Source organism: Janthinobacterium sp. PSPC1-1 (assembly GCF_049897625.1).
GTDB lineage: Bacteria > Pseudomonadota > Gammaproteobacteria > Burkholderiales > Burkholderiaceae_D > Janthinobacterium > Janthinobacterium tructae.
In genome coordinates, this window is sequence record NZ_JAFCWP010000003.1 from 161,801 (window position 1) to 187,796 (window position 25,996).

Annotated in this window: 19 protein-coding genes; 6 read left to right on the plus strand and 13 right to left on the minus strand. The window is 62.9% G+C overall.

Annotated features, from left to right (window positions below; genetic code table 11):
* Positions 1-5 precede the first annotated feature (5 nt).
* The 8 genes from ACP7EG_RS11775 to ACP7EG_RS11810 all read right to left on the minus strand — a co-directional run bounded on the left by ACP7EG_RS11775 (position 6) and on the right by ACP7EG_RS11810 (position 11,597).
* Positions 6-2,282: a DUF3141 domain-containing protein gene (locus ACP7EG_RS11775; protein WP_426087738.1), complete on the minus strand. Its 2,277-nt coding sequence runs from the start codon at positions 2,280-2,282 to the stop codon at positions 6-8.
* A gap of 48 nt (positions 2,283-2,330) precedes the next feature.
* Entirely contained in the window at positions 2,331-3,455 is a 1,125-nt protein-coding gene (locus ACP7EG_RS11780; RefSeq protein ID WP_034746452.1) for an ABC transporter permease, read from the minus strand.
* Between the two features lies 1 nt (position 3,456).
* Positions 3,457-6,204 (minus strand): ribosome-associated ATPase/putative transporter RbbA, encoded by a 2,748-nt coding sequence (rbbA, locus tag ACP7EG_RS11785; protein WP_426087739.1) that lies wholly within the window; start codon positions 6,202-6,204, stop codon positions 3,457-3,459.
* A 2-nt stretch (positions 6,205-6,206) separates the two neighbouring features.
* The gene (locus ACP7EG_RS11790) at positions 6,207-7,280 is read right to left on the minus strand and encodes an HlyD family secretion protein (protein WP_426087740.1); all 1,074 of its coding nucleotides are present in this window, start codon (positions 7,278-7,280) and stop codon (positions 6,207-6,209) included.
* A 17-nt stretch (positions 7,281-7,297) separates the two neighbouring features.
* On the minus strand, positions 7,298-8,746 hold the full coding sequence (locus ACP7EG_RS11795) for an efflux transporter outer membrane subunit (protein WP_426087741.1): 1,449 nt from the start codon (positions 8,744-8,746) through the stop codon (positions 7,298-7,300).
* A 10-nt stretch (positions 8,747-8,756) separates the two neighbouring features.
* Positions 8,757-9,542: an enoyl-ACP reductase FabI gene (gene fabI, locus ACP7EG_RS11800; RefSeq protein ID WP_426087742.1), complete on the minus strand. Its 786-nt coding sequence runs from the start codon at positions 9,540-9,542 to the stop codon at positions 8,757-8,759.
* Entirely contained in the window at positions 9,539-9,724 is a 186-nt protein-coding gene (locus tag ACP7EG_RS11805; RefSeq protein ID WP_157751278.1) for a hypothetical protein, read from the minus strand. The genes fabI and ACP7EG_RS11805 overlap by 4 nt, the downstream gene beginning before the upstream one ends.
* Positions 9,725-10,154: 430 nt before the next feature.
* Positions 10,155-11,597 carry an IgA Peptidase M64 gene (locus ACP7EG_RS11810; RefSeq protein WP_426087743.1) on the minus strand — a complete coding sequence of 481 codons (1,443 nt, stop codon included), beginning with the start codon at positions 11,595-11,597 and terminating at the stop codon, positions 10,155-10,157.
* A gap of 214 nt (positions 11,598-11,811) precedes the next feature.
* On the opposite strand from ACP7EG_RS11810, the gene ACP7EG_RS11815 reads away from it, so the two are divergent.
* Entirely contained in the window at positions 11,812-12,414 is a 603-nt protein-coding gene (locus ACP7EG_RS11815) for a TetR/AcrR family transcriptional regulator (protein WP_426087744.1), read from the plus strand.
* Between the two features lie 8 nt (positions 12,415-12,422).
* Positions 12,423-13,619 carry a DUF418 domain-containing protein gene (locus ACP7EG_RS11820; protein ID WP_426087745.1) on the plus strand — a complete coding sequence of 399 codons (1,197 nt, stop codon included), beginning with the start codon at positions 12,423-12,425 and terminating at the stop codon, positions 13,617-13,619.
* Positions 13,620-13,627: 8 nt separating this feature from the next.
* Here the strand turns inward: ACP7EG_RS11820 and ACP7EG_RS11825 are convergent, their stop codons facing one another.
* The 3 genes from ACP7EG_RS11825 to ACP7EG_RS11835 form a co-directional block, all read right to left on the minus strand.
* Entirely contained in the window at positions 13,628-14,881 is a 1,254-nt protein-coding gene (locus ACP7EG_RS11825) for a cyanophycinase (RefSeq protein WP_426087746.1), read from the minus strand.
* A 145-nt stretch (positions 14,882-15,026) separates the two neighbouring features.
* Positions 15,027-17,813, minus strand: coding sequence for a TonB-dependent receptor (locus ACP7EG_RS11830; RefSeq protein WP_426087747.1), 2,787 nt, complete (start codon positions 17,811-17,813; stop codon positions 15,027-15,029).
* Positions 17,814-17,848: 35 nt separating this feature from the next.
* A complete protein-coding gene (locus ACP7EG_RS11835) occupies positions 17,849-18,847 on the minus strand; it encodes a MurR/RpiR family transcriptional regulator (RefSeq protein WP_426087748.1) in 999 nt (332 codons plus the stop codon).
* A gap of 202 nt (positions 18,848-19,049) precedes the next feature.
* On the opposite strand from ACP7EG_RS11835, the gene ACP7EG_RS11840 reads away from it, so the two are divergent.
* The 3 genes from ACP7EG_RS11840 to ACP7EG_RS11850 all read left to right on the plus strand — a co-directional run bounded on the left by ACP7EG_RS11840 (position 19,050) and on the right by ACP7EG_RS11850 (position 22,799).
* Positions 19,050-20,186, plus strand: coding sequence for a succinylglutamate desuccinylase/aspartoacylase family protein (locus tag ACP7EG_RS11840; protein WP_426087749.1), 1,137 nt, complete (start codon positions 19,050-19,052; stop codon positions 20,184-20,186).
* 9 nt (positions 20,187-20,195) lie between these two features.
* Complete coding sequence (locus ACP7EG_RS11845) at positions 20,196-21,584, plus strand: YfcC family protein (protein WP_426087750.1); 1,389 nt, start codon at positions 20,196-20,198, stop codon at positions 21,582-21,584.
* Between the two features lie 276 nt (positions 21,585-21,860).
* Complete coding sequence (locus tag ACP7EG_RS11850; RefSeq protein ID WP_426087751.1) at positions 21,861-22,799, plus strand: LysR family transcriptional regulator; 939 nt, start codon at positions 21,861-21,863, stop codon at positions 22,797-22,799.
* Between the two features lie 902 nt (positions 22,800-23,701).
* On the opposite strand, the gene ACP7EG_RS11855 is transcribed toward ACP7EG_RS11850, so the two are convergent.
* Complete coding sequence (locus ACP7EG_RS11855; RefSeq protein ID WP_426087752.1) at positions 23,702-24,961, minus strand: MFS transporter; 1,260 nt, start codon at positions 24,959-24,961, stop codon at positions 23,702-23,704.
* Between the two features lie 145 nt (positions 24,962-25,106).
* Between ACP7EG_RS11855 and ACP7EG_RS11860 the strand changes: the two genes are divergently transcribed.
* Complete coding sequence (locus ACP7EG_RS11860; RefSeq protein WP_426087753.1) at positions 25,107-25,415, plus strand: hypothetical protein; 309 nt, start codon at positions 25,107-25,109, stop codon at positions 25,413-25,415.
* A gap of 80 nt (positions 25,416-25,495) precedes the next feature.
* Here the strand turns inward: ACP7EG_RS11860 and ACP7EG_RS11865 are convergent, their stop codons facing one another.
* Entirely contained in the window at positions 25,496-25,921 is a 426-nt protein-coding gene (locus tag ACP7EG_RS11865) for a GNAT family N-acetyltransferase (protein WP_426087754.1), read from the minus strand.
* Positions 25,922-25,996: the final 75 nt, after the last annotated feature.

Here is a 25,996-nt window from a genome sequence, read left to right on the forward strand (position 1 = left end):
GTCTTCTAGGCAGAGGTAGTGTTTTTGGCAGGTTTGGCCTGGACAGCAGGCTGGGACGCAGTTTGAGATGCATGCGCGGCCGGTGGCAGCGCCTTCGCGTGCGCCTTGATCGCACGGTCGAATACCTCCAGCATTTGCTGCAGGCTCGCTTCCTCGTCCGGCGTCGGCGCTTCGGGCACTTGCAGCACTTGCTGCATCCATTCGCCCAGCGCGTTGATGGCATCCGGTTCGGCGCGTGCCAGCAAAGTCGGCAAGGCCGCGATGGCGGCATCGAAATCATGCAGCATCAAACGCGCCTGCTGGCGCACGATGCCGCGGAATTCTTCCATGCTGAAGCCCTGCGTGTACTGCGGCTTGACCAATTTGAGGGCCAGGTTGACGCGGCGCTCGTCGGCGATCATGCGGAAGCGGTAGATATAGAACAGCGCGCGCACGGCCGCTTCCACCAGGCCGCCATGCTGCATGTCCGCGTCCATCTTGAGCGTTTCGCAACGCACGTATTCGCAATGCTCGGGCGAGATACCGGGATGCGGGCGCGGCGGCGTGACGTCGCCGATGGCTTGTCCCGTCAGCGCCTGCACCAGGGGCGAACCGTACACCAGGTCGAAGGTCGTTTCCTGCACCGTATCGCGCCAGTCGCGCCAGCTGTTCAAGCCGGCAGTGATGGCGCCGGAGATGGCCTCTTGCATGGCCAGCAGCGGATTGTCCGGCGCCACCGGCTGACGGTGCGCGCGCACTTTTTCCGCCTCCTTGGCCACCAGCTTGGCCAGCGGATTGTGGTCCGTCCAGCGCTCGTACGAGACGCGCAGCGGATGCGTGAGCTGCAGGAAGCGCGCCGACTGCGGCGTGACCATGGCGCGCACCCAAGGCTGCGCAAACGTGCGGTACAAAGCCAGGTTCACTTCGGACACGCGCGCGGCGGCGGCGAATTTGCGGTCATTTTCCACGCTTGGCTGCACGATGGCGCGCACATCCTCGATGCCGCGGTGCTCGACCTGCAGCACGTAGTCGCCGCTGGCCAGGTCCGCGTTCGGCGTATCGGGCGTCTTGTCGACGATCCGCGCTTCGTAAATGCCGGCCGGCAGCAGGTTGATCAGGTCGATATTGCTGGCGAATTTCTGGTGTTCCTTGTGGCCTACCTTGGCCGAGACGAAAATGCCCAGGTGGCCAATGCTGTCATGCACGGCGTAGACGATGGTCTGGTCGTGCAGCAGCACATCGTTGTCGTCGCGGTACAGGTCCGTGATCCAGCCCAGCGCCTGCGGCGGCGGCGTGATGTTGTCGCCGTTCGAGCAGAACACGACGATGGGCGAACGGATATTGCGCAAGTCCAGGCGCACGCCGTCGGAGGTGATCAACTCCGCCGTGGCCAGGCGGTTGCCGATGAACAGATTGTCGACGATGTACTGCATCTCGACGTCGTTGAGGAACACGTGGCCGCCCCAGTATTTTTCAAATTCCAGATAACGGGGCGCTTCCGTATCGATGTTCGCGTACAGGTTGTACTGCTTGCCCCACAGGGTGTTGGCCGGGTTCAGCTTCTCGAAATTCTGCACCAGGCTGGCGCCGTCGAAACGGCCCTTGCCCAGGTCGCCCGCCAGGGCCGTGGCCCAGCTGCCGCCCATCAGGCCACCCGCATAGCGCATCGGATTGCGGCCATGCCAGCCGGCCCAGTACGACACGGGCGCGCCAGCCACGATGATGGGGCCGAACAGCTCCGGGCGCATGGCCGCCGTCATGAGGATTTGCCAGCCCGCCTGGCAATTGCCGATGACGACGGGCTTGCCTTCGCTGAGCGGATGCAGGGCGATGACTTTCTCCAGGAAAGCCGCCTCGGCATGCATCACGTCTTCCACCGTCTGTCCCGGCACGGGATCGGGCAGGAAGCCGACGAAGTAGCACGGGTGGCCGGCGCGCAGGGCCACGCCGATTTCGCTCTCGGCCTTGAAGCCGCCGATGCCGGGACCGTGACCAGCACGCGGGTCGACGACGACGAACGGCCGCTTGGCTTGATCTGGTTCCGGTGCATCTGGCGTCAATATGCGCGCCAGGCCGTAGTTGACGGGACGCGCCAGCTCCAGGCCGGACATCACCAGTTCGGCGGGAAAGTCCAGTACGTTCGGCACTTCCTCGGCCAGATGCTCCTGGTACTGGTTGCCGCGCCGGCGCATCACGTCCGCGTACAGCACGATGCGCTGCCACGAGTCGCGCGCATAGTCGCCCAGCACGCCCAGCGACGGCAAGCCGCCGGTGGAGAAAAATGGAGCAGTTTCGATCTTCATGGCTATCCTTTTCATGCAAACAAACGCCGGAACATTCCGGCGCGGGGGCTACGCCATCTGGCTGATGGTCTTGCGAAAGCGCGCCAGCGCGAAGGTAAACAAAGCCGTGCCGATGGCCAGCAGGGCCAGGAACGGTTTCCACACCACGTCGATGCCGGCGCCCCGGTACAGGATCGCCTGGCTCAGTTCGACGAAATGCGTGGTCGGAGCGATCAGCATGATGTTCTGCACCAGTTCGGGCATGCTTTCGCGCGGCGTGCTGCCGCCCGAAAGCATCTGCAGCGGCAGCAGCACGAGGATCAACAGCATGCCGAACTGCGGCATGCTGCGCGCCACGGTGGCCAGGAAAATACCCATCGAGGTGGTGGCAAACAAGTGCAAGGCTGCGCCGCACAAAAACAGCGCGATCGAGCCTTCGATGGGCACATGCAGCATGCCGCGCACCACCAGGTTCAGCGACAGGGCGGCGGCCAGCAGCACCACCAGGCCCATCGACCAGACCTTGCCCAGCATGATTTCAGCCGGCGTCACGGGCATCACCAGCAAGTGCTCGATGGTGCCGTGTTCGCGCTCGCGGATCAGCGCCGCACCCGTCAAAATGATCGACAGCATCGTCACCTGGTTGATGAGTTCCATCAGCGAGCCAAACCACGCCTGGCTCAGCGAAGGATTAAAGCGCGCACGCATCACCAGCTCCACCGGCGAGACCGTCGCGCCGCGATAGCGCTTTGCGAATTCGGATATTTCGCCGGCGACGATCTGCTGGATGTAGCCGCTGCCGCTGAAGGCCTGGCTCATGCGCGTGGCGTCCACGTTCAGCTGCAGCTCCGCCTGGCGCCCACCGAGCACGTCCGCCTGCAGCTTGGGCGGGATCGTCAGCACGAAGGTGTACTGGCCCGCGTCCAGTCCCGCATCGACCTGGCTCTGGTTGATCATGGCCGGCGGCGTGAATTGCGGCGGAAAGAAGGCCGAGGCGATGCGCCCGGACAGCGGCGAGCCATCCTCGTCGACGATGGCGATCGAGGCCATGTGCAGGGTTTCCGGCTTGGCCGTGGCGGCCACGTAGATGGCCAAAGTGAAGGTATAGAGAATCAGGATCAGCATCATCGGATCGCGGATCAGGCTCCAGATTTCCTTCACGCCCAGGCGGTAGATATTTTCAAGATGCCGCATATCAGCTCTCCTGTTTCTTCAGCAGCGCCACCGTCACGCCGAGGATCACGGGGATCGCCACTATCAGGGGCCAGAACGAGGCGTGCAGGTCGCCAAAGCCCAGCGCCTTGTTGAACACGCCGCGGCTGATATTGAGCATGTGCGTGGCCGGGTACATCAGGCCGATCGCCTTGCCCACGCCTTCCATCGAGGAGACTGGATTGAGCAGGCCGGAAAACTGGATGGCCGGGATCATGGTGCCGATCATGGTCACGAACAGGGCTGCGATCTGGCTGCGCGTAAACGTCGAAGCGAACAGGCCGATGCCGGTGGCGCAGATATTGAAGATGAAAGTGGCGCCGATCAAGGTCAGCAGACTGCCCTTGATCGGCACGCCAAAGGCGGTCACCGCCAGCAGCGCCATGAGGGCGAAGTTGAACATGGCCAGCACGACGTATGGCACCTGCTTGCCGAGCAAGAATTCCAGGCGCGTGACGGGCGTCACGTACAGGTTGATGATGGAGCCCAGTTCCTTTTCACGCACCACGGACAGCGCCGCCAGCATGGCCGGCAGCATCAGCAGCAGCAGGGGAATCACGGCCGGCACCATGGCCGGCAGGCTTTTCACGTCGGGGTTGTAGCGGTAGCGCGTCTGGATGGCGACGGGATTGCTCATCGTGATGCCATAGCGGTGCAGGGCCTGGTCGGCCAGCCACAGCTGATGCATGCCCTGCACGTAGCCCTGCACGGTTTCGGCGCGCATCGGCATGGCGCCGTCGATCCAGGCGCCCACCTGGGCTGGCGCGCCGCGCTGCACGTCGCGCGCAAAGCCGGGTGGAATCTCGATGGCCAGCGACAGTTCGCCGCTGCGCATGCGCTTGTCGATATCGGCATAGTCGCGCAGCGGCGCTCGCTCGACGAAGTAGCGCGAACCGGCCAGGTTGTTCGTGTAATTCTGGCTCAGGGTGGTCTGGTCGTGGTCGAGCACCGCATAACTGAGGTCTTCCACATCCAGGCTGATGCCGAAGCCGATGACGAACAACAGCAGCACGGAGCCGCCCAGCGCCAGGGTCAGGCGCACGGGGTCGCGGCGCAATTCCAGCGTTTCGCGCCACATGTAGCTGAGCATGCGCCCAAGACTGAAGCGGCTGCGCTGCTGCTTCTGCTGCGGCGCCTGCACTGCCGCCTTTTGGCCCGGCGCCTCGCTTTCCTGCGCTTCGGCCGCTGCCGTGCCGCCGCCCGCCTCTTCCAGGTAGGCGATGAAGGCAGCTTCCAGCGATGGCGCGCCCTTCTTGCGTACCAGTTCGGCCGGCGCATCGCTGACCAGCACTTTACCGGCATGCATCAGCGAGATGCGGTCGCAGCGCTCCGCCTCGTTCATGAAGTGGGTGGAGATGAAAATGGTGACGCGGTCGCGCCGTGCCAGCTCGATCATTAGGCGCCAGAAATTGTCGCGTGCGATCGGGTCCACGCCGGACGTGGGCTCGTCGAGAATCAGCATTTCCGGCTTGTGCACCATGGCCACGGCCAGCGACAAACGCTGGCGTATGCCCAACGGCAGGCTGTCGGGCAGGTCGTCCATCACCTCGCGCAAGTCGAAGCGCTGCGCCATCTCGTCGATGCGGGCAGCGATTTGCGCTTCCGGCACGTGGAACAGGCGCGCATGCAGCACCAGGTTCTGGCGCACCGTCAGTTCGCTGTACAGCGAGAACGCCTGCGACATGTAGCCGACCCTGCGGCGTGTGTTGATATCGTTGGAATCGACTTCCTTGCCGAACAGCCAGGCCTTGCCTTCCGTCGCCGGCAGCAGGCCCGTGAGCATCTTCATGGTGGTCGATTTGCCGCAGCCGTTCGAGCCGAGAAAGCCGAAAATCTCGCCGCGACCGATGCGGAAATTCACATGGTCGACGGCCGTGAAATCGCCGAAGCGCATGGTCAGGTCTTGCGCCTCGATGGCGACGTCCTGCGCGCTGGCAGCGTCCAGCGGCGTAATCACCACAGGCTGGTGGCCCGCGCGCTTGGCTTCGGGCAGCAGCTTGATGAAGGCCGCCTCCAGGTTGTCGCTTTGCGTGCGCGCCAGCAGTTCGGCCGGCGTGCCCGTATCAAGTACCTTGCCGTCATCCATGGCCACCAGCCAGTCGAAGCGCTGCGCCTCGTCCATGTAGGCGGTGGCGACCATCACGCTCATTTGCGGGCGCTGCACGCGAATGCCGGCGATCAGGTCCCAAAACTGGGCCCGCGCCAGCGGATCGACGCCGGTGGTCGGTTCATCGAGAATGAGCAGGTCGGGATCGTGGATCAGGGCGCAGCACAGGCCCAGTTTCTGCTTCATGCCGCCCGACAGCTTGCCCGCCGGGCGCGCCAGGAAGGGGTGCAAGCCCGTGCTGCGGGTCAGCTGGTCGATGCGGCGCCGGCGTTCGGCGGCATCGTGGCCAAACAGGCGCGCGAAAAACTGCAGGTTTTCCTCGACCGACAGGGTCGGATACAGATTCTTGCCCAGGCCTTGCGGCATATAGGCGATGCGCGGACAGACATCGTCGCGGTGGCGCGCATCGCGCATGTCGCCGCCCAGCGCCATCACGCTGCCCTGCTGCACGGCGCGCGCGCCGGCCACCAGCGACAGCAGGCTCGATTTGCCCACGCCATCGGGCCCGATCAAGCCGACCATGCGGCCGGCCGGCACATCGAGGTCGATGGCGTCGAGCGCCACCGTCTTGCCGTAATGCTGGCTGACGCCCTTGATGCTGACGACAAATGGGGTCACGTCCATGGTCACTGCGGAACTTTGGCCGTCAGTTCAGCGGGCCATGCCTGCTGCGCATCGAGACGCACCCAGGCCACGCCGGGCAAGCCCACCTTGACCAGCGCCAGGTGCTTTTGCAGCAGCTCGCGGCTGATCTGCGCTTTCACGCGGAACATCAGCTTCTGGCGCTCGCTGGCCGTTTCCACTGTCTTCGGCGTGAACTGCGCGCTGGCGGCGACAAACGAGATCGTCGCCGGAATCACGTAATTGGGCGCCGCATCGAGGATGATGCGCACTTCGCCGCCCATCGCCACCTTGCCAGCCGCCGTCTCGGGCAGGAAGAAGGTCATGTAGACGTCCGACAGATCGACCAGGTTGAGCACCTTGCCGCCACCGGCCAGCACTTCGCCCTGCTGCGCCACCAGGTACTGCACGCGGCCGTCGCGCGGCGCCGCCAGCTGGCCATCGGCCAGGTCGGCATCGATGCGCGCGGTGGTCGCTTCGGCGGCCGTCACGGCGGAACGCGAACCGACCACTTGCGCCCTGGCCGCGTCGATGGCCGCCTGCGCCGCCGTGACCTGCGCCTTGGATGCATTCAGGGCTGCGGCCACGCTGCGCACGCGGGCGCGGTCATCGTCGAGTTCCTGCACCGAGGAAGCGCCCTCCTTCGACAAGGTTTCCGAGCGGGCCAGGCGGCGCTTGGCCGCATCGAGTTCGCTTTCACGCTGCGCCACCAGGGCCAGCGCGGCCGCCTTGTCGCTCTCGCGCACGGCCACCTGCGCCTGCGCACCGACCACCGCGTCGGAAGCCTGCTGCTGGCGCGCGCGCGCCTCGTCGCGCTGGGCAGTCAGCGAGTCCACCTGCATGGTGGCCAGCGGCTGGCCCGCCTTGACGAAGTCGCCCTCGCGCACGAGGATCTCCTTGACCCGCCCCGCCAGCTTGGTGGCGACGTCGATTTCGGTCGCTTCGATGCGGCCATTGCCGCTGACAAAACCTTCGCCAGGGCCGGTAGGACGCATTTTTTGCCAGGCCACATAGCCCAGCACGAGAACGGCCACGATCAGCGCGGCGGGGATGATTTTTTTCTTCAGTTGTGGAGTCATGATGTCGGCAATCGCAATTAATTGGAGAACGTGGTGGCGGCAGCAGGTGCGCCGCCGCCCAGGGCGGCATACAGGCTGACCTGGCTGGAGAGCAGCGCGCGGCGCGTCTGCACCAGTTGCTGCTCGACCGTCAGCAGGTCGCGCTGCGCATCGAGCACTTCCAGGTAGGGCGCGGCGCCATTGTCATAGCGCAGCTTGGCCAGGCGTGCGCGTTCGCTCTGCGCGGCCAGGGTGGTCTTGCCGATGTCGACCTGCAGCGCCAGCCAGCGCCGGTTCGACAACGCGTCGGCCACTTCGCGAAACGCGCCCTGCACGCTCTTTTCATAATTGGCCACGGCCACGTCGCGGCGTACCTCGGCCAGGTCCATGTTGGCGCGGATGCGGCCCGCGTCAAAGATCGGCAGCACCAGGCGCGGCGCGAAATTCCAGGCGCCGCTGCCCGAGTCGAACAGGCCGCTCAATTCCGCGCTGGCCGTGCCGTAGGCGGCCGTCAGCGAAATGGTCGGGAAGAAGGCGGCGCGCGCGGCGCCGATATTGGCTTGCGCGGCGCGCAGCTGATGCTCGGCCGCCACCAGGTCGGGGCGCTGCGTGAGTAAAGCCGAGGGCAGGCCCGCATGCAGCGGCTGCAGCACGCTGGCGTCGTCGAAACGGCGCGTGTCAGGCGTCAGGTCGACCGGGCCGCCCACCAACTGGGCCAGCGCATGCGCCTGCACGGCGCGCGCCTGCTCCAGCTGCGCCGACAGCGAGAGAGCCTGGCTGAGCAGGGTTTCCACCTGCGTCAGGTCCAGCTTGGAAATCGAACCGACCTCGAAGCGACGCGTAAAGATGCGCAGCGACTCGGCGCGGCTGTCGACCGTGGCGCGCGCCAGCGCCACCCGTTCATCGAGTTCGCGCAAGCTCAGGTAGCCATTGGCCACCTGCGCCACCAGGGCCACGCCGACGGCGCGACGCGCCTCGTCGCTGGCCAGCAGGGTTTGCAGCGCGCTGTCCTTCAGGCTGCGCACGCGGCCCCAGAAATCAAGCTCCCAGGCGCTCACGTTCAAGCCCGTTTGGTACTGCGCGCTCGTCATGGGGCGGCCCGTCACGCTCAGGTCACCGGGCACGCGCGCACGGCTGCCGGAGGCGCCCAGCGCAATGGTGGGGAATTGTTCCGCGCGCTGGATGCCATACGCGGCGCGCGCCTCTTCCACGCGCAGGGCGGCGATACGAATATCGCGGTTGCCGGCCAGCGCCTGCGCAATCAGCGCCTGCAGGCGCGCGTCGGCAAAATAGGCTTGCCAGGCGATGTCCGCCGCGTGCGCGCCGGCGGGATCGGTTTCCGGATACTGCGCCGCCACGGGTAGCGGCGGTGGCGCATACGGCGGCGCCATCGAGGCGCAGCCGGCCAGGGCCAGCGTGGCGGCCAGTCCAGTGGCCAGCGCGGCCATCCTGGCGCACGCAGATAAAGCGGGAACAGGCATGATCATCTTCTTCCAGTCAATTCAGAATGTTGTAGCCGCCGTCGACATACAAGGTGCCGCCCGTGATGGCGCGTGCGCCGTCGCCGGCGAGGAAGGCGCATAGCGCGCCCACGTCCTCGATGGTGGCCAGGCAGCGCATGGGCGAGCGTTCGATGGCGTCGGCCATCAGGCGGTCGAAATGGGCAATGCCGGAAGCGGCCCGCGTCTCCAGGGGCCCCGGCGAGATGGCATTGACGCGGATGCCTTGCGGACCCAGTTCGGCCGCCAGGTAGCGCACCGATGCTTCCAGCGCCGCCTTCACGGGACCCATCAGGCCATAGTCGGCGATGACTTCCTCGGCGCCCAGGTAACTCATGGTCATCAGGCTGCCACCGTCCGGCATCAGCGGTTCGGCCAGCTTCGCCATGCGCATGAAGGAGTGGCAGGAGATATCCATCGCCTGCGCGAAGCCGTCGGCCGAACTGTCCGTGACGCGGCCATGCAAGTCTTGTTTGGGCGCGTAAGCGATGGAATGGACGATGAAATCGAGCCGCCCCCACTGCTTCTCGATCTGCGCAAACAGCGCTTCGAGCTGGCCCGGCACGGCCACATCGAGGGGCGCCATGATGGCCGCCTGCACTTGCTGCGCCAACGGTTCCACATGCGGACGCGCCTTGTCATTGAGCCAGGTCACGGCCAGTTCGGCGCCAGCCGCGCGCAAGGCGCTGGCGCAGCCCCAGGCGATGCTTTGCGCGTTGGCGATGCCGACCACCAGCCCACGCTTGCCCTGCAAAGGCAAGTACTGCTGCAAGGCGGCCGTCATGCCTGAACTGGACGCAGGGCGGGCCAGGGCGTGGCCGCATGCACGCAGCGCACCGCGCCGGCGCGCATGGCGGCGGCGCACATGGCCAGGGTGACGCCACCGGCGCGCGCATACGGCAAAGCAATGGGAGTGTGGGGGTGTAAGGTACTGCACGCGTCAGGCGCGGGGATCTGCATCTTCATGAATCGGGCTTCCGTCACTGAAATTCGAGGCCAGCACCAGTGCATTCTCGGGGAACTGGTACGGGGCGAAAATTACTCTACAGCATTTAGATACGTGATTCGCGATGAGTCCGGTCCGCATGCATAAAGCTTTTGAGCTAGGTCAACTATAAGTGCGATTGCGGCAATGCAGCATTGATGTAAATCAAATTTTACCTCAATATTATCTAAATGAAATATTTTTCAAGCAAGCGTGCGGGCATGCATATTTGATAATACTACTGGGCTGACGGGAAGAAAAGGGACTTTTCCGGTGCAGATTGGCATTGCTTTAAAAACAAGCAGCGCTGGGCGGTGGCGGATGGCAGGCGGCGGGGGAGAGATGGAATGGGGGCCATGCTATTGCGTTGCAACATGGCCGCCATGCCTTACGGAACTGCGCTGAACGACCTTATTGGCGCGGCGCCGCTGCGGGACGCGAATACAGGTCGATGATGGTGCTGATGCCATCCTGGCATACTGAGCAGAACGTCTCGCTGCGGTCGAACATGATGCACTGCATCTCGGGCCGGTAGTAGCCGGACGACTCATAATTCGCGCCTTCGAAGGCGCCCACCGCATGGCGCTGCGGCGCCTTCGAGAACAGCTGCTGCGTGTACGCCAGGTCGGCCTTGAACAAGTCGCTCATCTCGCTTTCCGGGCGGTTGGCCGCGCGCAGGGCGGCGCGCTGCTTCTGGTATTCGCGCGCATGGCTGTCGTACGCTTCCTTCGGCCACGGCGTGGGCAGCGGCGTGCCGGCCTTGACGTGGTTTTGCCATTTCAACCTGGCCGGATCGCGCAGGGCCGTGGCGTTCGGCTCCCACGGTTCCTGCCGCTCGCCATTTGACTGATAGGCCACGGGCGAAGTGTAGTACTCGTCGGCCAGGCCGGCGAAATGGTGGCCGAATTCATGCACGAACAGGTAATTGGCCCAGTCGTTGTTGGCTGCGGCCGTGCTGAACTGGCCGAAGATGCCGCCACCGCCGTAGGTGTCGTTGTTCACGAGGATTTCGATGAATTCATACGGCGCATATTGCGCCAGGTCGCGCAGCGCGCGGTTGTCGGTGGTCAGTACATAACGCTCGCTGCCGAAGATATCGTAGCGCGTGCCCAGCGGCGACGCATGGTGCACGCCCGTCGATGGACGCGACACGCCCGATTCCTGCGTCGGCGCGGCCATGGCCCACACATTGAAGTCATTGGCCCGCTCGCGAAATGGCGACACCGTAAACAGGTGTTCGGCCAGTTTGCGCGCCGTCGCTTCGAACTTGCCCATTTCGGCGGCCGTATAGCCGTCGCCCATGATCAGCAGGTCGACCTTCCCGGACGAGGGGCCACTGATGCGGATCGGTATCGGCTTGACGGGTGCCGGCGGCTGCTTGCGGATCACGTCCTGCGTGGCCGGGTCGACATCGGTACTCCACACAACGGAAAACAGACCGCGCTCGTCGCGCTTGAGGATGCGCACGCGCACGGGGTGCTCGGGCTGCGGGAAACGCACGGATTCCTGGAACGCGCGCGTGGTGGTTTTCGCTTCGTCGGTACTGGCCCATTCACCGAAAATGGTGGAGAAGCCGCGCGAATACAGCACCTTGCCCGACTGGATATCGACCACTTCCAGCAGGTTGTTGCCACGGTTGCTGTCATCGATGGGACGCGCCAGATTGCCCGGCCATGGCAAGGGTTCGACCAGCACGCGCTCGACCGCATAATGCTCGCCCAGCGCATTGCCGCTGTGCTGGTAATCGAGGCGCATGGTGGCCGGCTGGGCGGCACCGGCAGCGTGCGCGACAGGGACGATGCCGGCGGCCAGCGCCAGCGCGCAGAGGAAGGATCGAATCGGGGTCTGCTGCATTTCATTCCTGACACGGTAGAAAAACGGGTAAAAGAAGCGGTTTTCCAAACAAACAGCGGCGCCAGCGGCGGGCATGGAAAAATCCGGTGCGGCACATTGTAGCGACAGGAATACGCACTGCAAAGCACCCATTTTACGCACCCGCTTGACCACGCCACGCAATCGCTTTATATTAGACTGACTAGTCAATCAATTAAAAGGATAGCCAACCGCCATGCGCACCATCGATCCCGGCAAACACGCGGCCCGTCGCGACGCCATTCTCGCCGCCGCACGCAGCTGCTTCGCGCGCAAGGGCTTTCACCAGACCAGCACCGCCGCCATCTGCGCGCAAGCGGGCATGAGTCCCGGCAACCTGTTTCATTACTTCCCCACCAAGCAAGCCATCATCGCCGCCATCGTCGACCAGGAAGGCAGCGAGACGGCCACCTATTTCGCAGGCGTGCAAGGCAGCGCCGATGCGTACGGCGCCCTGCTCGACTTCATGGACCTGGTGCTGGCGCTGGCAGCCGACGGGGATTTTGCGGGGCTGGCGCTGGACATTTCCGCCGAAGCGATGCGCGATCCGGATATCGCGGCCAGGGTGGCGCGCAATGATGCCGTGCTGCGCGCCGGCGTGCAGGCGCTGCTGGAAAGCGCTGCGGCACAAGGCCAGGTCGACGCCGCGCTCGACCCCGCGCAAACGGCAGGCTGGATCGCCGCGCTGATCGACGGCATCTTCAACCGGGTCGCCGTCGATCCCGCTTACGCACCGCCGGCGCAGCGCGCCAGCCTGCACCTGTTATTGGCGCGCTTCCTGCGCCCTGCCCGGTCATGAGCGGCACCATGAGCAGCTCACCAAGCACGCCATCGGCGCGCATCGCCGACGTCGACGCCCTGCGCGGCTGCGCCCTGTTCGGCATTTTGGTCGTCAATATCGGCGCCTTCGCCACGCCCTGGTTCGGCCTGGGCTTGACCGATCCGGCCTTTCACGGCGGCGTGGACCGCGCCACGCATTTTCTCGTCGCGCTGCTGTTCGAGACCAAGTTCTATCTGCTGTTTTCCTTCCTGTTCGGCTACAGCTTCACCTTGCAGATGCAGGCGGCGGCGCGCGCCGGTGCGCCGTTCGTGCCGCGCATGCTGCGCCGGCAAGCGGGCCTGTGGCTGATCGGCGCCCTGCATGCCGTGTTGCTGTTTCATGGCGACATACTCACCACCTACGCCCTGCTGGGCATCGTGCTGCTGGCACTGCACCGCTGCGGCGAACGGCCCGCCCTGACCTTGGCCTTTATCCTCATCGCCGTCTGCGTGGCATTCTGGGCGGGCATGGCCTGGCTGCAAAGCCTGCAGCCGGCGGGCGACGCCGCGGACAACGCCGTGGCGATGGCGCAGAAGGCGGCGACAGCGCTGGCCGCCTACCGCGCCACGCCAGCGGCCGTCGTCCATCAGCACTTGCGCGAACTGAGTGACATCTGGATCGTCCTGCTGCTGGTGCAAGCGCCGTGCGCACTGGCCATGTTCTTGTGCGGCCTGGCCGCCGGCAAGCGCGAGATGCTGCTGCACGCAAGCGATTATCTGCCGCTGCGCCGCCGCCTGCTGTGGGCCGGGGCGCTGGTGGGCCTGCCCGGCACGGCCTTGTATGCGTGGACCTCCGTGTATGCGCAAAGCCAGGCATGGCAGGTGGCGGGACTGGCCGTGGGCCTGGCCACCGCGCCGCTGCTGGCCGGCGCTTACCTGGCGCTGGCACTGGCCCTGTTCGAGCGCCTGCGCGGTGGCACGCTGTTTTCCCTGCTGGCCGATACGGGCCGCATGGCCCTGTCGAACTACCTGCTGCAGTCGGCCATCTGTGCCTGGCTGTTCCTCGCGTATGGCGCACGGCTGATGGGCAGCGTCTCGCCGCTCGGTGCGCTGGCGCTGGCCGTCATCATCTTCAGCCTGCAGTTGCCACTGAGCCGCCGGTGGCTGCGCGGCCACGCGTATGGCCCCGTCGAGTGGCTGCTCAGGGCATTGACGATCGCCGCGTGGCCGCGCTGGCGGCGATAGCGCACCGCCTATTTGTAGCGGTACAGCGGCTGGCGCAGCTGGATCGGGCGGATATCGAGGCGCAGTTTCAGCACCGAATACGCTTCCGCCTCGGTCGAACTGTAGCCGACGCTGTTGACCGTTTTACTGAAGCGGAACTCGAAGCCCAGGTCCGGGTATGGGTCGCGCGGGTTGCCGAAGGCGATGCCGATGGCTTCCTGCTGCGCGTTGTCGATCAGGTTGCCCATCAGGTCCAGCACGGCGTTATTGCCGAGAATATCGTTGGTAAACACAGGCTCGCGCATGTCGGGCTGGTTCGGATCGAGCTTGTTGTCGGCCTTGTCCGGCGAGGGCGTAAATACGCGCGTGACGAGGTTGAATTTGTCGCCCCGGTCCAGATAGCTGATGGCCGCGTTGCTGATATTGAAATTTTTCACGCCACGGTCGCTGATGGCGCCCGACAAGTCGATCAGCAAGGCGCCGCTGTAGCCGATGACTTCCACGTCGCGCATGGCGTCGACCACCATGGCGCTGTTTTCATCGATACCCAGTCCCAGGTGATAGCCTTTTTTCAGCATCACGGGAATCATGCGCGCAAAGCGCCCGCGTACCAGCAGATGCTGGTCCACGAAGACATCGCTGCCGATGAAGCCCAGGCCCGGCGCAATCTCGCGGCCATCCGTGACGCCCATCTTGAGCATGTCGAGCACAGGCTTGGCATCGTAGAACATGGTGGTGCTCATGATGGCGGCGCCGGCGCTGGAACCGGCGATCACGCCGCCATTGCGGTAGACCGACCAGATGGCTTCCAGCGCGGCCGTGCGGCTACCATCCGGGCGCAGCAAGGCTTGCGTGATGCGGCCCTGGTCGCCGCCGGCAAAATAGATGCCGCTGGCCGACTTGATCTGCGTGACGATGGCCGGATCTTCGGCCGCCTTGCGGTAATCGTGATTGGGCAGCTTGACGGCCAGCGGCACGAAAAAGGCATCGGCGCCATACTGATTGAGTTTTTGGATGATGCTTTCACCTGACTTTTCCGGATTCATCGCAGCCGAGGCCAGCACGGCGATCCGCGCGCCCGGCCCGCCCGACAACTTGACGATGCGCTGCCAGACTTCGGCATTGTCGGCGCGCAGGCCGCCGCCAATGATGACGAGGGTGCCCTGCGGGGCGCTGCCGATGGCGCTGCCGCCAGGTGCCGCCACGGCATGGAAGCAGCACAATGCCAGCGCGAACAGCAGCGCGGCGCGGAAGGTCTGATACAGGCTTGAAGATGATTTCATGGTGCCTCTCGAATACATGGAAAGGGGCACGCGCCTGGCGCGCGCCCTTGCTGCCAAAACTGCTGCTTGCAACCCTACGCCATCGAGCTACGATACTACCTGCTGCGTGTGACAGCCGTATTGCGGTATCTCCTGCTTTGCCGCCTTACTTGAAGCTGTAATTGGCGCTGGCATAGAAGCGCCGGCCGCGCGGGTCCGAATAAGTAGGGTCATAGCCGGACAGGAAGAAGTACGCCTGGTTCGAGTACGGCGGGCTGGTATTGAACAGATTCTGTATGCCCGCGCGCAGCTTGAACTGCTTGCTGACCGCATACGCACCCGACATGTCCCACAGCGTGTAAGCCTTCACCCGGTTCGGCTTGACCACGCTGCCGTCGTCCGTGTTGATGGCCGAATTCTGGTCATCATAGCCGCTCGAATACGTGTTCGACAGGCTGGCCGAATACGGGCCATTATCCCAGTCCAGCGTGATCGTATGGCGCCAGCGCTGCACCACGCCGTCCGTGACGAATTTATTCAAGTTACTGATAAAAACGTCGCCAGGGCTGGTCTGGATTTTCGAGTCGAGCACATACGTGCCACTCAGGTGTCCGCCGAAACGCCCCCACGCCGTTTTCACGCCATGCAGGTCGGCCGTGATATCGATGCCCGAGGCTTTTTGCGCGCCGCGGTTTTCCTTGCGCAGCTCGATGTAGTCGATTTCATTGTCTTCGTCGCGGTGCACCAGGTTGCCGTACTTGGACAGGTTGGACAGGATGATGTCGTCGCCGATTTCGCTGATCAGGTCCGTACGCTTGATGTTCCAGTAGTCGGCACTGAAGGTCCAGTGCTGGCTCGGTTCGAGCACCACACCGGCCGTGAACTGGCGGCTGCGCTCCGGTTTCAGCTTGTCGTTGCTGTAGCGGCGCGTACGCCAGTTGTCGGCGCAGACAGAGTAGTCGTTGTCCTCGGCTTCGCAGTAGACGGGATCGGGCAGGGTCGCCGTCTGGCTATAGACGGTGGGCCGGTGCAGGTCCGACATCGATGGCGCGCGGAAGCCCTTGCCGGCCGAGGCGCGCAGCAGCACCTGCTTGCTGGGCATGTAGGTCAGGCCGATTTTAGGACTCAAGGCGCCGCCCACCTGTTGGTAATGGTCATAGCGGCCCGAGAGCTGCGCCTGCCACTGCTTGCTGAATGGCAGCAGCAGTTCGCTGTAGATGGCCTGCACATTGCGGCTGTCGCTGGTGGCCACGCCCCCTTCGGGCGCTTCGTCGTTGGTGATGTTATTACTCATCAACAATGCGGATGGCCGGAAGTCCGTGCGCTCGCGCCGCACTTCGCCGCCCACGGCCAGCGCCAGGTCGCCGCCGCCCAGTGCCATCAGCGCGCGCGACACCTTGAAATCGAGCGAGTCCATGACGCCGCGCGCATGCCGCACTTCGTCGTTGACCTGGATGCTATCGAGCAGTGCCTTGCCCGCCGCGCTGGACGGGCCGAAGGGATTGATGGTGCCATCCGTGATGCCCTTTTGTAGCTGGTCGGCCAGGAGGTAGCCGTGCGTGTCCTTGTCCCTGACCACATTGACGCTGTGATTCAAGCCCACGTCGTAATCCCAGCCGCCCACGGTGCCGGTGGCGCCCACCACGTAACGCTGGCTTTCGCTGGTCAACTCGCTGGTGCGCATGCCCGCTTCGTTCAGGCGGATGCGCAGGGCCAGCGTGTCAGTCAGCCCGGCAGCGTCCAGCTGCGGCACCATGCTGGCGTCGATTTCGCCATCGGGCCGCGCTGTCGATCCCACGTAATAGCTGCGCGAACGGCTCAACGCCACCTCGGCATACAGTTGGTGGTCATTGTTCAATTTGAGGACGCCGCGCGTCAGCAGGTTCTGCTTGTCCGTCTTCGGATACAGCTCGGTGTCGCCCATGTAGTTATAGGTACACGCATCGACGCCGCCAGTGCCGGCCGGCAGGTACACATTGGCAGGGCCGCTACAGCCAGGAATCGACAGATTAATCAGGCGATTCGTGATCGGCTTCCCATTCAGCAGGAAGCCCTGTTCCTGCAGGTAGTCGCGCTGGTCGCTGCTCAGGCGAATATTCGCCGGGCTGGTATAGCTCGACAACAAATGGCCGAGGCGTTCCGGCACATGCAGGTTCGGAATGAACTTGCGCTGCGAAGTGCTCAGGCGGTCGGTTTTTTGCAGGTCGACCACGGCAAAGATATTGTAGCCATCTGTCGCCAGGTCACCGGTGCCGGCCGTGATGCTGGCCGTGCGCTTGCCGGCACCGCCTTCCTGCGTGCCGCTGCCGTAGACATTCAGCTCCACGCCCTGGTAATCCTTGCGCGTAATAAAATTGATGACGCCGCCGATGGCGTCCGTGCCGTACAGGGCCGAGGCACCGTCGAGCAATACTTCCACGCGCTGCAGGGCGGCGGCGGGAATGTTATTCAGGTCCACGCCCGCATCGTCACCGGGCGAGGCAAAGTTGGCCATGCGCCGGCCATTGAGCAGCACCAGGGTCGATGAGGTGCCCACGCCGCGCAGGTTGGCGCTGTTGAAGCCGCGCTGGTCGCCGCCCACATTGATGCTGACGCCATCGGTCAGGCCGCCCACGTTGGCCGACACGCGCGCCATCAGCTCGGCCGCCGTCGTCACGCCCGCCTTTTCGATATCGGCGCGCGTGATGACCTGCACCGGCAGCGCCGTCTCCGATTCCAGGCGCTTGATGGCCGAACCCGTGATCTCCACGCGCTGCATTTTTTTCGGCGCCGGCTCGCCATCCCGCGCCAGCTCCTGCTCCTGCTCCTGTACCTGCGCCTGCGCCTGCGCGCCGCTGGCCAGCATGCCCAGCGCCGCCGACACGCTCAAGGCGCCCAGCGCCAGGCGCACGCCTTGCGCCAGCACCGACTCGCGTGGCAATACGGAACGGCCGTCCTGTCTTTTCATGTGCATTGCAACTCTCCCCAATGGTGTATGTCTGATTTTTATCATGACTTTTGTACTGCCTTGCGCTGCCTGAATACTGCTTTCCGGGGCCCCGGCACGCCATGCTCGCCGCCGTACAGATAGGCGGCGATAACTTCGCTCAAGCGGGCCGCCTTTTCAACGTTGTTCCTGTTCGATACCATCAGCGCCACGGCCAGCGCCTCGATCATGGCCAGCGCCGTACTGGCGCTGCTGGGCAGGACGGGATGCGTGCTTTGCGCATACAAGGCGTGATCGGCCAGTTCGGCCAGGGGGGACGCGGGAGAGTCGGTGAGCGCCACGATGCAAGCGCCACGGTCGCGCGCAAAGCCGGCCAGGCCGATGCAGTCGAGCGTATAGCGGGGGAACGAGATCACCACCAGCACGTCGTGCGCCGTCAGGTTGACCAGATGCCCGGCCGCCACTTCCGAACCGCCAATGCCCACCACTTCCACCACATGCGGGCAGAACGGCTGCAGATGCTGCACCAGCATGCCCGCCAGATTGGCCGACAGGCCAAAGCCCATCACATACACCACCTTGGCGCGCGTCAGGCGCCGCACCACGGCCTGCATGGCAGGCGGCGACAGGGCATCGGAGGTGGCGGCAATGTTCGCGGCCGCATACTCCAGGCTTTCCGTGATGGGCGAGGTAGCACGCGCGCGCCGTTGTATCGTACGGCGCAATTTGTCGACTGGCTGCAACAGCGATTGCAGGGTTTCGGCCATGGCGCTGCGCATGGCCGAATAATTCTTCTGGCCGATGTCGCGCGCGAAGCGGCTGATGGTGGCCGTCGATACCTGGCAGCTGTCGGCCAGTTCCTCGATGCCCAGCGCCGTCACGCGCATCTGGTTGCGCAGCAGGTAATCGGCGATCTGCCGCTGCGAGGCCGAGCCGCTGGCCAGCACGTGCATCAGCGTTTGCCCCAACGGCGATTGCGCGAAGGCGGCATCGGACGACGACAGGGCAGCGGCCACTGGCGTGCGGGAGCTGTTACGGGCAGGACTGGCGGATGATTTCATATCACTGGCGGCCTGTATTCTTGTGCTTGGCGGATGACGGATAAAAAGGCGAAAACGGGTCGCTGAAACTTACTCTACTCATATCAAAAAGAAAACTCAACAAATATTTGTAAAAGGATTTTCATTGATTTACTTCGTGAAAATAATGCTACATAATCGACCGAAATCCATCAACCGCACCCCGTTTTGGGGCGAATTTGCCATGCAAGTACAACAGCACCCCATCTCCACTGCGCACGCCAGCATCACCTGCCAATTGAGCAGCTTCCACTTCGGCGCCGCAGCAGCCAATAGCCGCAGCGGCAAGAAGGTGTATATCCAGGCGGCGCTGCACGCGGACGAAGTACCGGGCATGCTGGTATCGCAATTTTTACGCCGCGAATTGCTGGCGCTGGAGGCGGCGGGCAAGATCCACGGCGAAGTGATTCTGGTACCGGCCGCCAATCCCATCGGCCTGGCGCAAGCCATCCATGGCGCGCCGTTCGGCCGCTTCGACCTGACCACCGGCATCAACTTCAACCGCGCCTACCGCCACGTGGCCGATGAACTGAAAACCACGCTCGATGGCAAGCTGGGGCAGGATGCGCAGGCCAACGTGGCGCTGATACGCCAGCATGCGCGCGACGCCGTCGCAGCCTGGAAGCCGTCCACGGATGCGGAGACGCTGAAAAAGACGCTGCTGGGCATGGCCATCGATGCCGACATCGTGCTCGACCTGCATTGCGATAACGAGGCGGCCCTGCATATCTATACGGGCACGCCGCTGGCAGCGCAGATCGCCCCCCTGTCCGCGCTCTTGGGCGCGCGCGCCGTGCTGCTGGAACTGGCGGCCGGCGAAGAACCGTTCGACGAAGCCTGCAGCCGCCTGTGGTGGGACCTCGACGCACACTTCCAGGGCCGCTATCCGATTCCCGCCGCCTGCCTGTCGACCACCGTCGAATTGCGCGGCGAAGTGGAAGTGAGCTACGCCCTCGCAGAGCGCGACGCCACCGCCCTGCTGCGCTTTCTTGCCATCGAGGGCGTGCTGGAGATCGCCGGCGCCGGCGACGACCTGCCCGCACCGCAATGCCAGCCCACGCCGCTGGCCGGCGTGGAGCCTATCCTCGCGCCGCATCACGGCGTACTGGTGTATCTGCGCGAAATGGGCGAGGTGCTGGCCGCCGGCGACGCGCTGGCCGACCTGATCGATCCGGTCAGCGGCGAGACGACGACCTTGCGCTGCAGCGTCGCCGGAGTCTTCTTCGCGCGCAGCGCCCACCGCCACGTCTTGCGCGGCATGAACGTCGGCAAGGTCGCCGGCGCCATCGCCTTCCGCGGCGGCAGCCTGCTGAGCCAATAAATGTCACCCATGAGAAAATTCAAGCTCCCCAACACCTTCGTCCTGCTGTGCGGCATCCTGGCCATGATCGCCCTGGCGACCTGGCTGGTGCCGGGCGGGAAATTCGACACGCAACTGGTGAACGGCAAGCAGCTGATCATTCCCGGCACGTTTCACTACGTGGACAACAAGCCGCAGGGACTGGCCGCGCTGATGATGGCGCCCATCAAGGGCTTCGTCGACGCCAGCCTGATCATCGGCTTCATCCTGATCGTCGGCGGCGCCTTCGCCGTGCTGCAAAAAACCGAAGCCTTCGATTCGCTGATCAAGGCCATCGCCAAGGCGCATACCAGTTCGCGCTTCGTGCGCGCCGCCATCATTCCCGTCTTCTTCACCATGTTCTCGCTGGGCGGCGCCACCTTCGGCATGAACGAGGAAGCCATTCCCTTCATCCTGATCTTCGTGCCCCTGGCGCTGGCGCTGGGCTATGACACCATCACGGGCGTGTCGATTCCCTTCATCGGCTCGCAGGTGGGCTTTTCCGCCGCCTTTTTAAATCCGTTCAACGTCGGCATCGCGCAGGGCATCGCCGGCGTGCCGATCTTTTCCGGCATCGGCTACCGCCTGATCGTGTGGGCCATCGCCACGGCGGTCAGCATCGTGTTTCTGATGTGGTATGCGGCGCGCATCAAGCGCCATCCGGAAAAAAGCCCGACCTACCTGCTCGACATCGAAAAGCGCAGCGAGCATTCGATGGACCTCGACAGCTTTGCTGGCATGACCCGCACGCACCGCGCGGTGCTGTGGATTTTCATGGCAACCTTGCTGACGATGGTCGTCGGCGTCGTCAAGTACGACTGGTTCATCGATGAAATCGCCGCCCTGTTCCTGGTGATGGCCATCGTCGTCGGCCTGGTTGGCCGGCTCGACATGGACAGCCTGGTGGCGTCCTTCGTGCAGGGCGCGCGCGACATGGTCAGCGTGGCGCTCGTCATCGCGCTGGCACGCGGCACCATGATCCTGGCGCGCGATGCGCAGATCATCGACACCATGCTGCATGCATTGACGCCCCTGGTGGCGTCGTCAAGCCCCGTCTTTGCCGCGCAAAAGATGTTCTTCATGCAGTCGGTGATCAACTTCTTCATCCATTCCGGCAGCGGCCAGGCGGCGCTGACCATGCCGATCATGGCGCCGCTGGCCGACCTGGTGGGCGTGACGCGCCAGACGGCCATTCTGGCTTTCCAGTTCGGCGAATTCACCACGCCGATGATTCCCACTTCCGGCATCACCGTCGGCGTGCTGGCGCTGGCGCGCGTGCCGTGGATTACCTGGGCCAAGTGGATGATTCCGCTGCAGCTGATTTACCTGGTGCTCGCGCTGCTGCTGCTGATTCCACCCTGCCTGATGCACTGGCAGTAAGAACCCCGCCATGGCGACATCCTGTCCCCATGGCTTTTTCAAGCGCGTTCCTCATCAAAACCAGCACATGCACTTGAATCGCCCCGGGCAGGCGTCAACTTGAAGTTCGCTCCCGAGCGCTCTGTGTCGCTGTAGTGAGAGTAGGTCTTGTAAGGCATGATCGCATGCTGCTAGCAGTGGGCAAGCCTATTCATCGGACTTCTGCAGTGCGCATACGCCGCGCACTGCAGCCTTGTCGAATTCACAAACGATTGATAATTTGAAGAGGATATGCCGATGGATTTGTTAGCGGCAATGCAGATTTTCGTACGAGTAGTAGAAAGAGGGAATTTTTCGCGAGCTGCTAGAGATCTGGGTTTGGGCCAACCCGCCGTTAGCGACCGAATTGAACGGCTTGAACGACATCTTGGAGTAAAACTCCTGCTTCGCAGCACGCGCGCCGTTTCCTGCACCGATGAAGGCTCACTTTTCTATGGAAAGAGCAAGATTGTTATTGAGGCAGCAGATGACGCCCGATCCGTCGTAGCAATAGGAAGCAAAGTCGTTCGTGGACGAATTCGACTGGCCGCACCGCACGGCATAGGCGAGATCGTGCTTCCTAAAATCATTGCGCGTATTCGTGAACGGCACCCTCAATTGGATTTCGACCTCGTATTAAATGATGATGTTACCGATCCAGTCACGGAAGGAGTCGACATTTCGTTAAGACTCGGATTGGTCGCGGATGGCAACTTCGTTGCACGTCGCTTAGGCCATGTGCGCAGAGTCTTGGTCGCGTCTCCTTCATATATCGAAAGACACGGGCTACCAGAGGAGCCGGCGCACATTGCCGGACATGACTTCATCCGGGTGGCTGGGTTATTTAGTGACGGGCAACTCCGTTTTCTTCATCCGCAAAAATCGGTTCGTCCGACACCCATAAACATCGTCGTCACCACAAGCCACTGGCGGCCGATGTATGAATTGCTACTGTGTGGTACCGGAATCGGCGTGCTGCAGGAACCTGCATGCGCCGACGCATTATCGAATGGCCGGCTGATCAGGTTGTTACCTGATTACGTGGTTCCGGGATTTGATTTGCATGCACTGCTCCCGGTCACTCGACCAGTTCCATCGAAAACGCAGGTTGTTGTAAAGATGATCGAAAAATATCTACCGAATGTTTTGGCACATTCACCTTCTGGAGTAACGCCTGATTCGGAGGCCGATGGATAACTCCAGAAGATTGTCCTCGAACACGAATTCCTACTCAAGCAAAGCCAGGATGGAGGCGCTCGAAGCGCGTTGGCGGTCGGCGCAGAGTGCGCGCGGCGCCATGCTGTCGACCTGACGACTAACCGGGTGGCCGTGCGGCAGGAACTGCGTGGTTGGAACTGGCGACCGCACTATCGCTTCGCTCATGATCGATCGGACCAAGACGCGCATGAGCGAACGCGCAGTCGTCGAGAAAGCAGCCGAACTTAGGGGGCCGCCCCGAGCGAGCGAGGGACTGTGCTGCCGATCCGCAATCGATCACGCACCGGTTTCGATAAGTCGCCCGTGGCACAGGCGCTGGTCAAGCTAAGCCGTCCTGCAGGCGGTTAAACCGAACACATTCACCAACCAGAGCGCCGGCTAGGGAAGTCAGAAATCAGAATAATTTATTGGGGGTTACTTAGCATCAAGGTCCGGATCGACGTCAATGCCTCCCGGGTGGTAGTGGCCGTTCAGAAATGGACGGATCAACCCATGTTCGAGCAGATTTGTGGTCAACGCTGAACCGTCGGTCAAAGGAGAATACGCATCTAGACGCGCGATCACCAATACGTCTGCGTAGTGCGATACCGTAAAAAAGCGAGCTATGTGCCGCTCTGTCAGTCCTTTTTGGTTAATTCCGCGGGCGGCGAACGGAAGACAGTCCGGCTTCCTTGGCCCGATTCAGCATGTACAGACCTGCCACTCCGGCGTCAACGATAACCATGTCGAGGGGAACGTTTTCGTATTTATTGAGCGCTATCATGTCAGTCCTTAGATTCGGAATTGCGCGTTGTTAAGTAACGGTGCAGGTGAGACTTGGTGACTTCCACTTCACTTCATTTGCTTGGGCACCTGCATGGCTTTACCATGCAGGTGCCGTTTTATTCGTAGACGCGCGCCGTGCGGGCCGGCTGCACCGTCCATTTCCGGCCGTAGAACACCATCATCAGGAAACTCAGGATGAAGCTCAGCCCGCCGACCATCAGGAGACCCAGTTCGCCCAGCACGGGCAGCAGATTGGTGAGGAAGCCGGTCACGACCCATGCGAGCGCCATGACCGAACCCGCGACGCCTAGGGACCACCCTTGACGGTCTTCCGTGACTGCATCCGAGTAGGCGGTATAAATCGTCGTGTATGCGACCATGTCGAAGCAGCCGACGATCATCCCCAGTACCCACAACGTGCCTTCGCCTGGGAACAGCGCCGAAAGCACCTGTCCAATACCTGCAATAAGCAGGCCCGTCTTCGCGATGTCGACCACGCCCCATACCCGCAACATCAAGCGCACGATCACCATCAAACCGAATACGAAGCAGATGCCGATCAGGCCGCTGAACAGTCCGAGCTGCGAGCTCGTGTACTGGAATCGGGTTTGCAGAACCAACATGATGGTTTGCAGATAAAGTCCATAGCCCACTTGCATCAGGAAGAACACTATTGAGAGAAAAGCGACGCGACGATGCGTGCCGGCCTCGTAGATGATGCGCAGCGGCAGCAACAGATCAATCCGTGCGCCGCCTTTTGGGGGCGTCGTATCCCGGTAGTACCAGTAGGTCCACAGTCCGCAGATAAGCGACAACGCGCTGACAAGGAAGAACGGTGTGCCGTAATTAAAGAGCGGCGAGATCGTCCTGTCCGAAGTCATGCCGCCGAGCACTGGACCGACGATGACGCCCACACTGAATGCGATCGACATGATGCTCATGTTGTACGCTTTATTCTCCGGCGTGCTCACGTCGCTGATCGCGGCTTGGGCAATTCCCTGGCATCCCGCCATGAGCCCGCTGAGACCGCGGCCGACCAGCAAGAGCGCGATGCTCGGCAACAGTGCGCCGATCGCCATCAGGAAATAGCTGAGTGCCAGGCCAAAGATGCACAGCAGCAGAATCTTTCGCCGTCCATATCCATCGGACAATTCTCCCATCAACGACGAACCGAGGAACATACAGAGGGGATAGACGCCGTAACCGAGCCCCAGATAAAAATTGCGCAAATGAAGATCGGTGCCTGCAGCGATAATGCCGGAATGCGGATCGGAAAAGATGGCCGCCATGATCGGATAGACGAGTCCGAATCCCATGGCATCAATCGCTATCGCGAGCAGACAGGGACCGAGTAATTTCAAATTCAGCTGGGACATTTGTATTTAGCCTCGAGTTGTGTGCGTTGTCGCCACAGTACTTTATTGTTACCGAGTAAAGTAGAGCCGAAGTTGCGATTTCAGTTATCAGCAAAACCGATCATTTCCTCCTGGAAATCATGTCCTCTTCAAGAACTGGCACAACATGGGATACGTCCGGCGCAAGGTGAATGCGCGGCGTTTGGGGGGACGCGTCGAGCTGTACCGGCTCGTGCTGGCGACCATGGAGCGGGAACAGTTCGAGCGCCCAACGGCCCAGCACATCAACCTGCGCGACCGTTTCATTCTGGTGGCGTTGAGCGAGCTCGGCCTGCGCGCCAGCGAGATAGTCGGCTCGTCCATGGGTGCGTTTTACCAGCGGGTCGATCCCAAGAGTAAAGTGCGCTACTGGATTTTCAATATCGATGGGGCCTGCGCCAAAGGAGGCAAGGAGCGAAAGGTTCCGGTGATCTAGACGTCGCCATTCTATAATTCATTAAAGAATAAAGGGGCGTGCTTTGGGATTGCTTCGGATAAACCAGCCCCCCCTGCAGTTCAACGCTGATAGATATCGGGAACATAGCGCTCCATCAGCGATGTTGGCCGCAGCGGCGCCGTAAAGCCATACCGCGCATACAGGCTGTGCGCCGTGCCGGTGGCCAGCATGAAGCGGCGCAGTCCCTGCAAATCGGGGTGCGCCATGACCGCTTCCATCAGGCGCTTGCTGTAGCCGCAGCCGCGGTACTCTTGCAGCACATACACGTCGACCAGATAGGCAAACGTGGCGTAGTCGCTGACCACGCGGGCGAACGCCACCTGACGGCCGTCAAGCGTGCCGCCGAAGCATAGAGAATGGTCGATGGCGCGCTGTACGGTAGCCAGCGGGATGCCGATGGCCCATGTCGATTGCGTGCTGAGAAAATGGTGGATGGCTGGAACGTCGAGCTCCGCCTTGTCGGTGCTGATCATCAAATGTGACATCGCGCAGGCCCTGCTATCGTTGAAAAATACGATCATCGGCCTTTTTTCTGCGGCTGTCACCAGGGCTGGATAGAA

Bases quoted from the DNA above. Each gene is read 5' to 3' on its own strand.
- ACP7EG_RS11775 (WP_426087738.1), bottom strand. From the start codon at position 2,282: ATGAAGATCGAAACTGCTCCATTTTTCTCCACCGGCGGCTTGCCGTCG.
- ACP7EG_RS11780 (WP_034746452.1), bottom strand. From the start codon at position 3,455: ATGCGGCATCTTGAAAATATCTACCGCCTGGGCGTGAAGGAAATCTGG.
- rbbA (WP_426087739.1), bottom strand. From the start codon at position 6,204: ATGGACGTGACCCCATTTGTCGTCAGCATCAAGGGCGTCAGCCAGCAT.
- ACP7EG_RS11790 (WP_426087740.1), bottom strand. From the start codon at position 7,280: ATGACTCCACAACTGAAGAAAAAAATCATCCCCGCCGCGCTGATCGTG.
- ACP7EG_RS11795 (WP_426087741.1), bottom strand. From the start codon at position 8,746: ATGATCATGCCTGTTCCCGCTTTATCTGCGTGCGCCAGGATGGCCGCG.
- fabI (WP_426087742.1), bottom strand. From the start codon at position 9,542: ATGACGGCCGCCTTGCAGCAGTACTTGCCTTTGCAGGGCAAGCGTGGG.
- ACP7EG_RS11805 (WP_157751278.1), bottom strand. From the start codon at position 9,724: ATGAAGATGCAGATCCCCGCGCCTGACGCGTGCAGTACCTTACACCCC.
- ACP7EG_RS11810 (WP_426087743.1), bottom strand. From the start codon at position 11,597: ATGCAGCAGACCCCGATTCGATCCTTCCTCTGCGCGCTGGCGCTGGCC.
- ACP7EG_RS11815 (WP_426087744.1), top strand. From the start codon at position 11,812: ATGCGCACCATCGATCCCGGCAAACACGCGGCCCGTCGCGACGCCATT.
- ACP7EG_RS11820 (WP_426087745.1), top strand. From the start codon at position 12,423: ATGAGCAGCTCACCAAGCACGCCATCGGCGCGCATCGCCGACGTCGAC.
- ACP7EG_RS11825 (WP_426087746.1), bottom strand. From the start codon at position 14,881: ATGAAATCATCTTCAAGCCTGTATCAGACCTTCCGCGCCGCGCTGCTG.
- ACP7EG_RS11830 (WP_426087747.1), bottom strand. From the start codon at position 17,813: ATGCACATGAAAAGACAGGACGGCCGTTCCGTATTGCCACGCGAGTCG.
- ACP7EG_RS11835 (WP_426087748.1), bottom strand. From the start codon at position 18,847: ATGAAATCATCCGCCAGTCCTGCCCGTAACAGCTCCCGCACGCCAGTG.
- ACP7EG_RS11840 (WP_426087749.1), top strand. From the start codon at position 19,050: ATGCAAGTACAACAGCACCCCATCTCCACTGCGCACGCCAGCATCACC.
- ACP7EG_RS11845 (WP_426087750.1), top strand. From the start codon at position 20,196: ATGAGAAAATTCAAGCTCCCCAACACCTTCGTCCTGCTGTGCGGCATC.
- ACP7EG_RS11850 (WP_426087751.1), top strand. From the start codon at position 21,861: ATGGATTTGTTAGCGGCAATGCAGATTTTCGTACGAGTAGTAGAAAGA.
- ACP7EG_RS11855 (WP_426087752.1), bottom strand. From the start codon at position 24,961: ATGTCCCAGCTGAATTTGAAATTACTCGGTCCCTGTCTGCTCGCGATA.
- ACP7EG_RS11860 (WP_426087753.1), top strand. From the start codon at position 25,107: ATGGGATACGTCCGGCGCAAGGTGAATGCGCGGCGTTTGGGGGGACGC.
- ACP7EG_RS11865 (WP_426087754.1), bottom strand. From the start codon at position 25,921: ATGTCACATTTGATGATCAGCACCGACAAGGCGGAGCTCGACGTTCCA.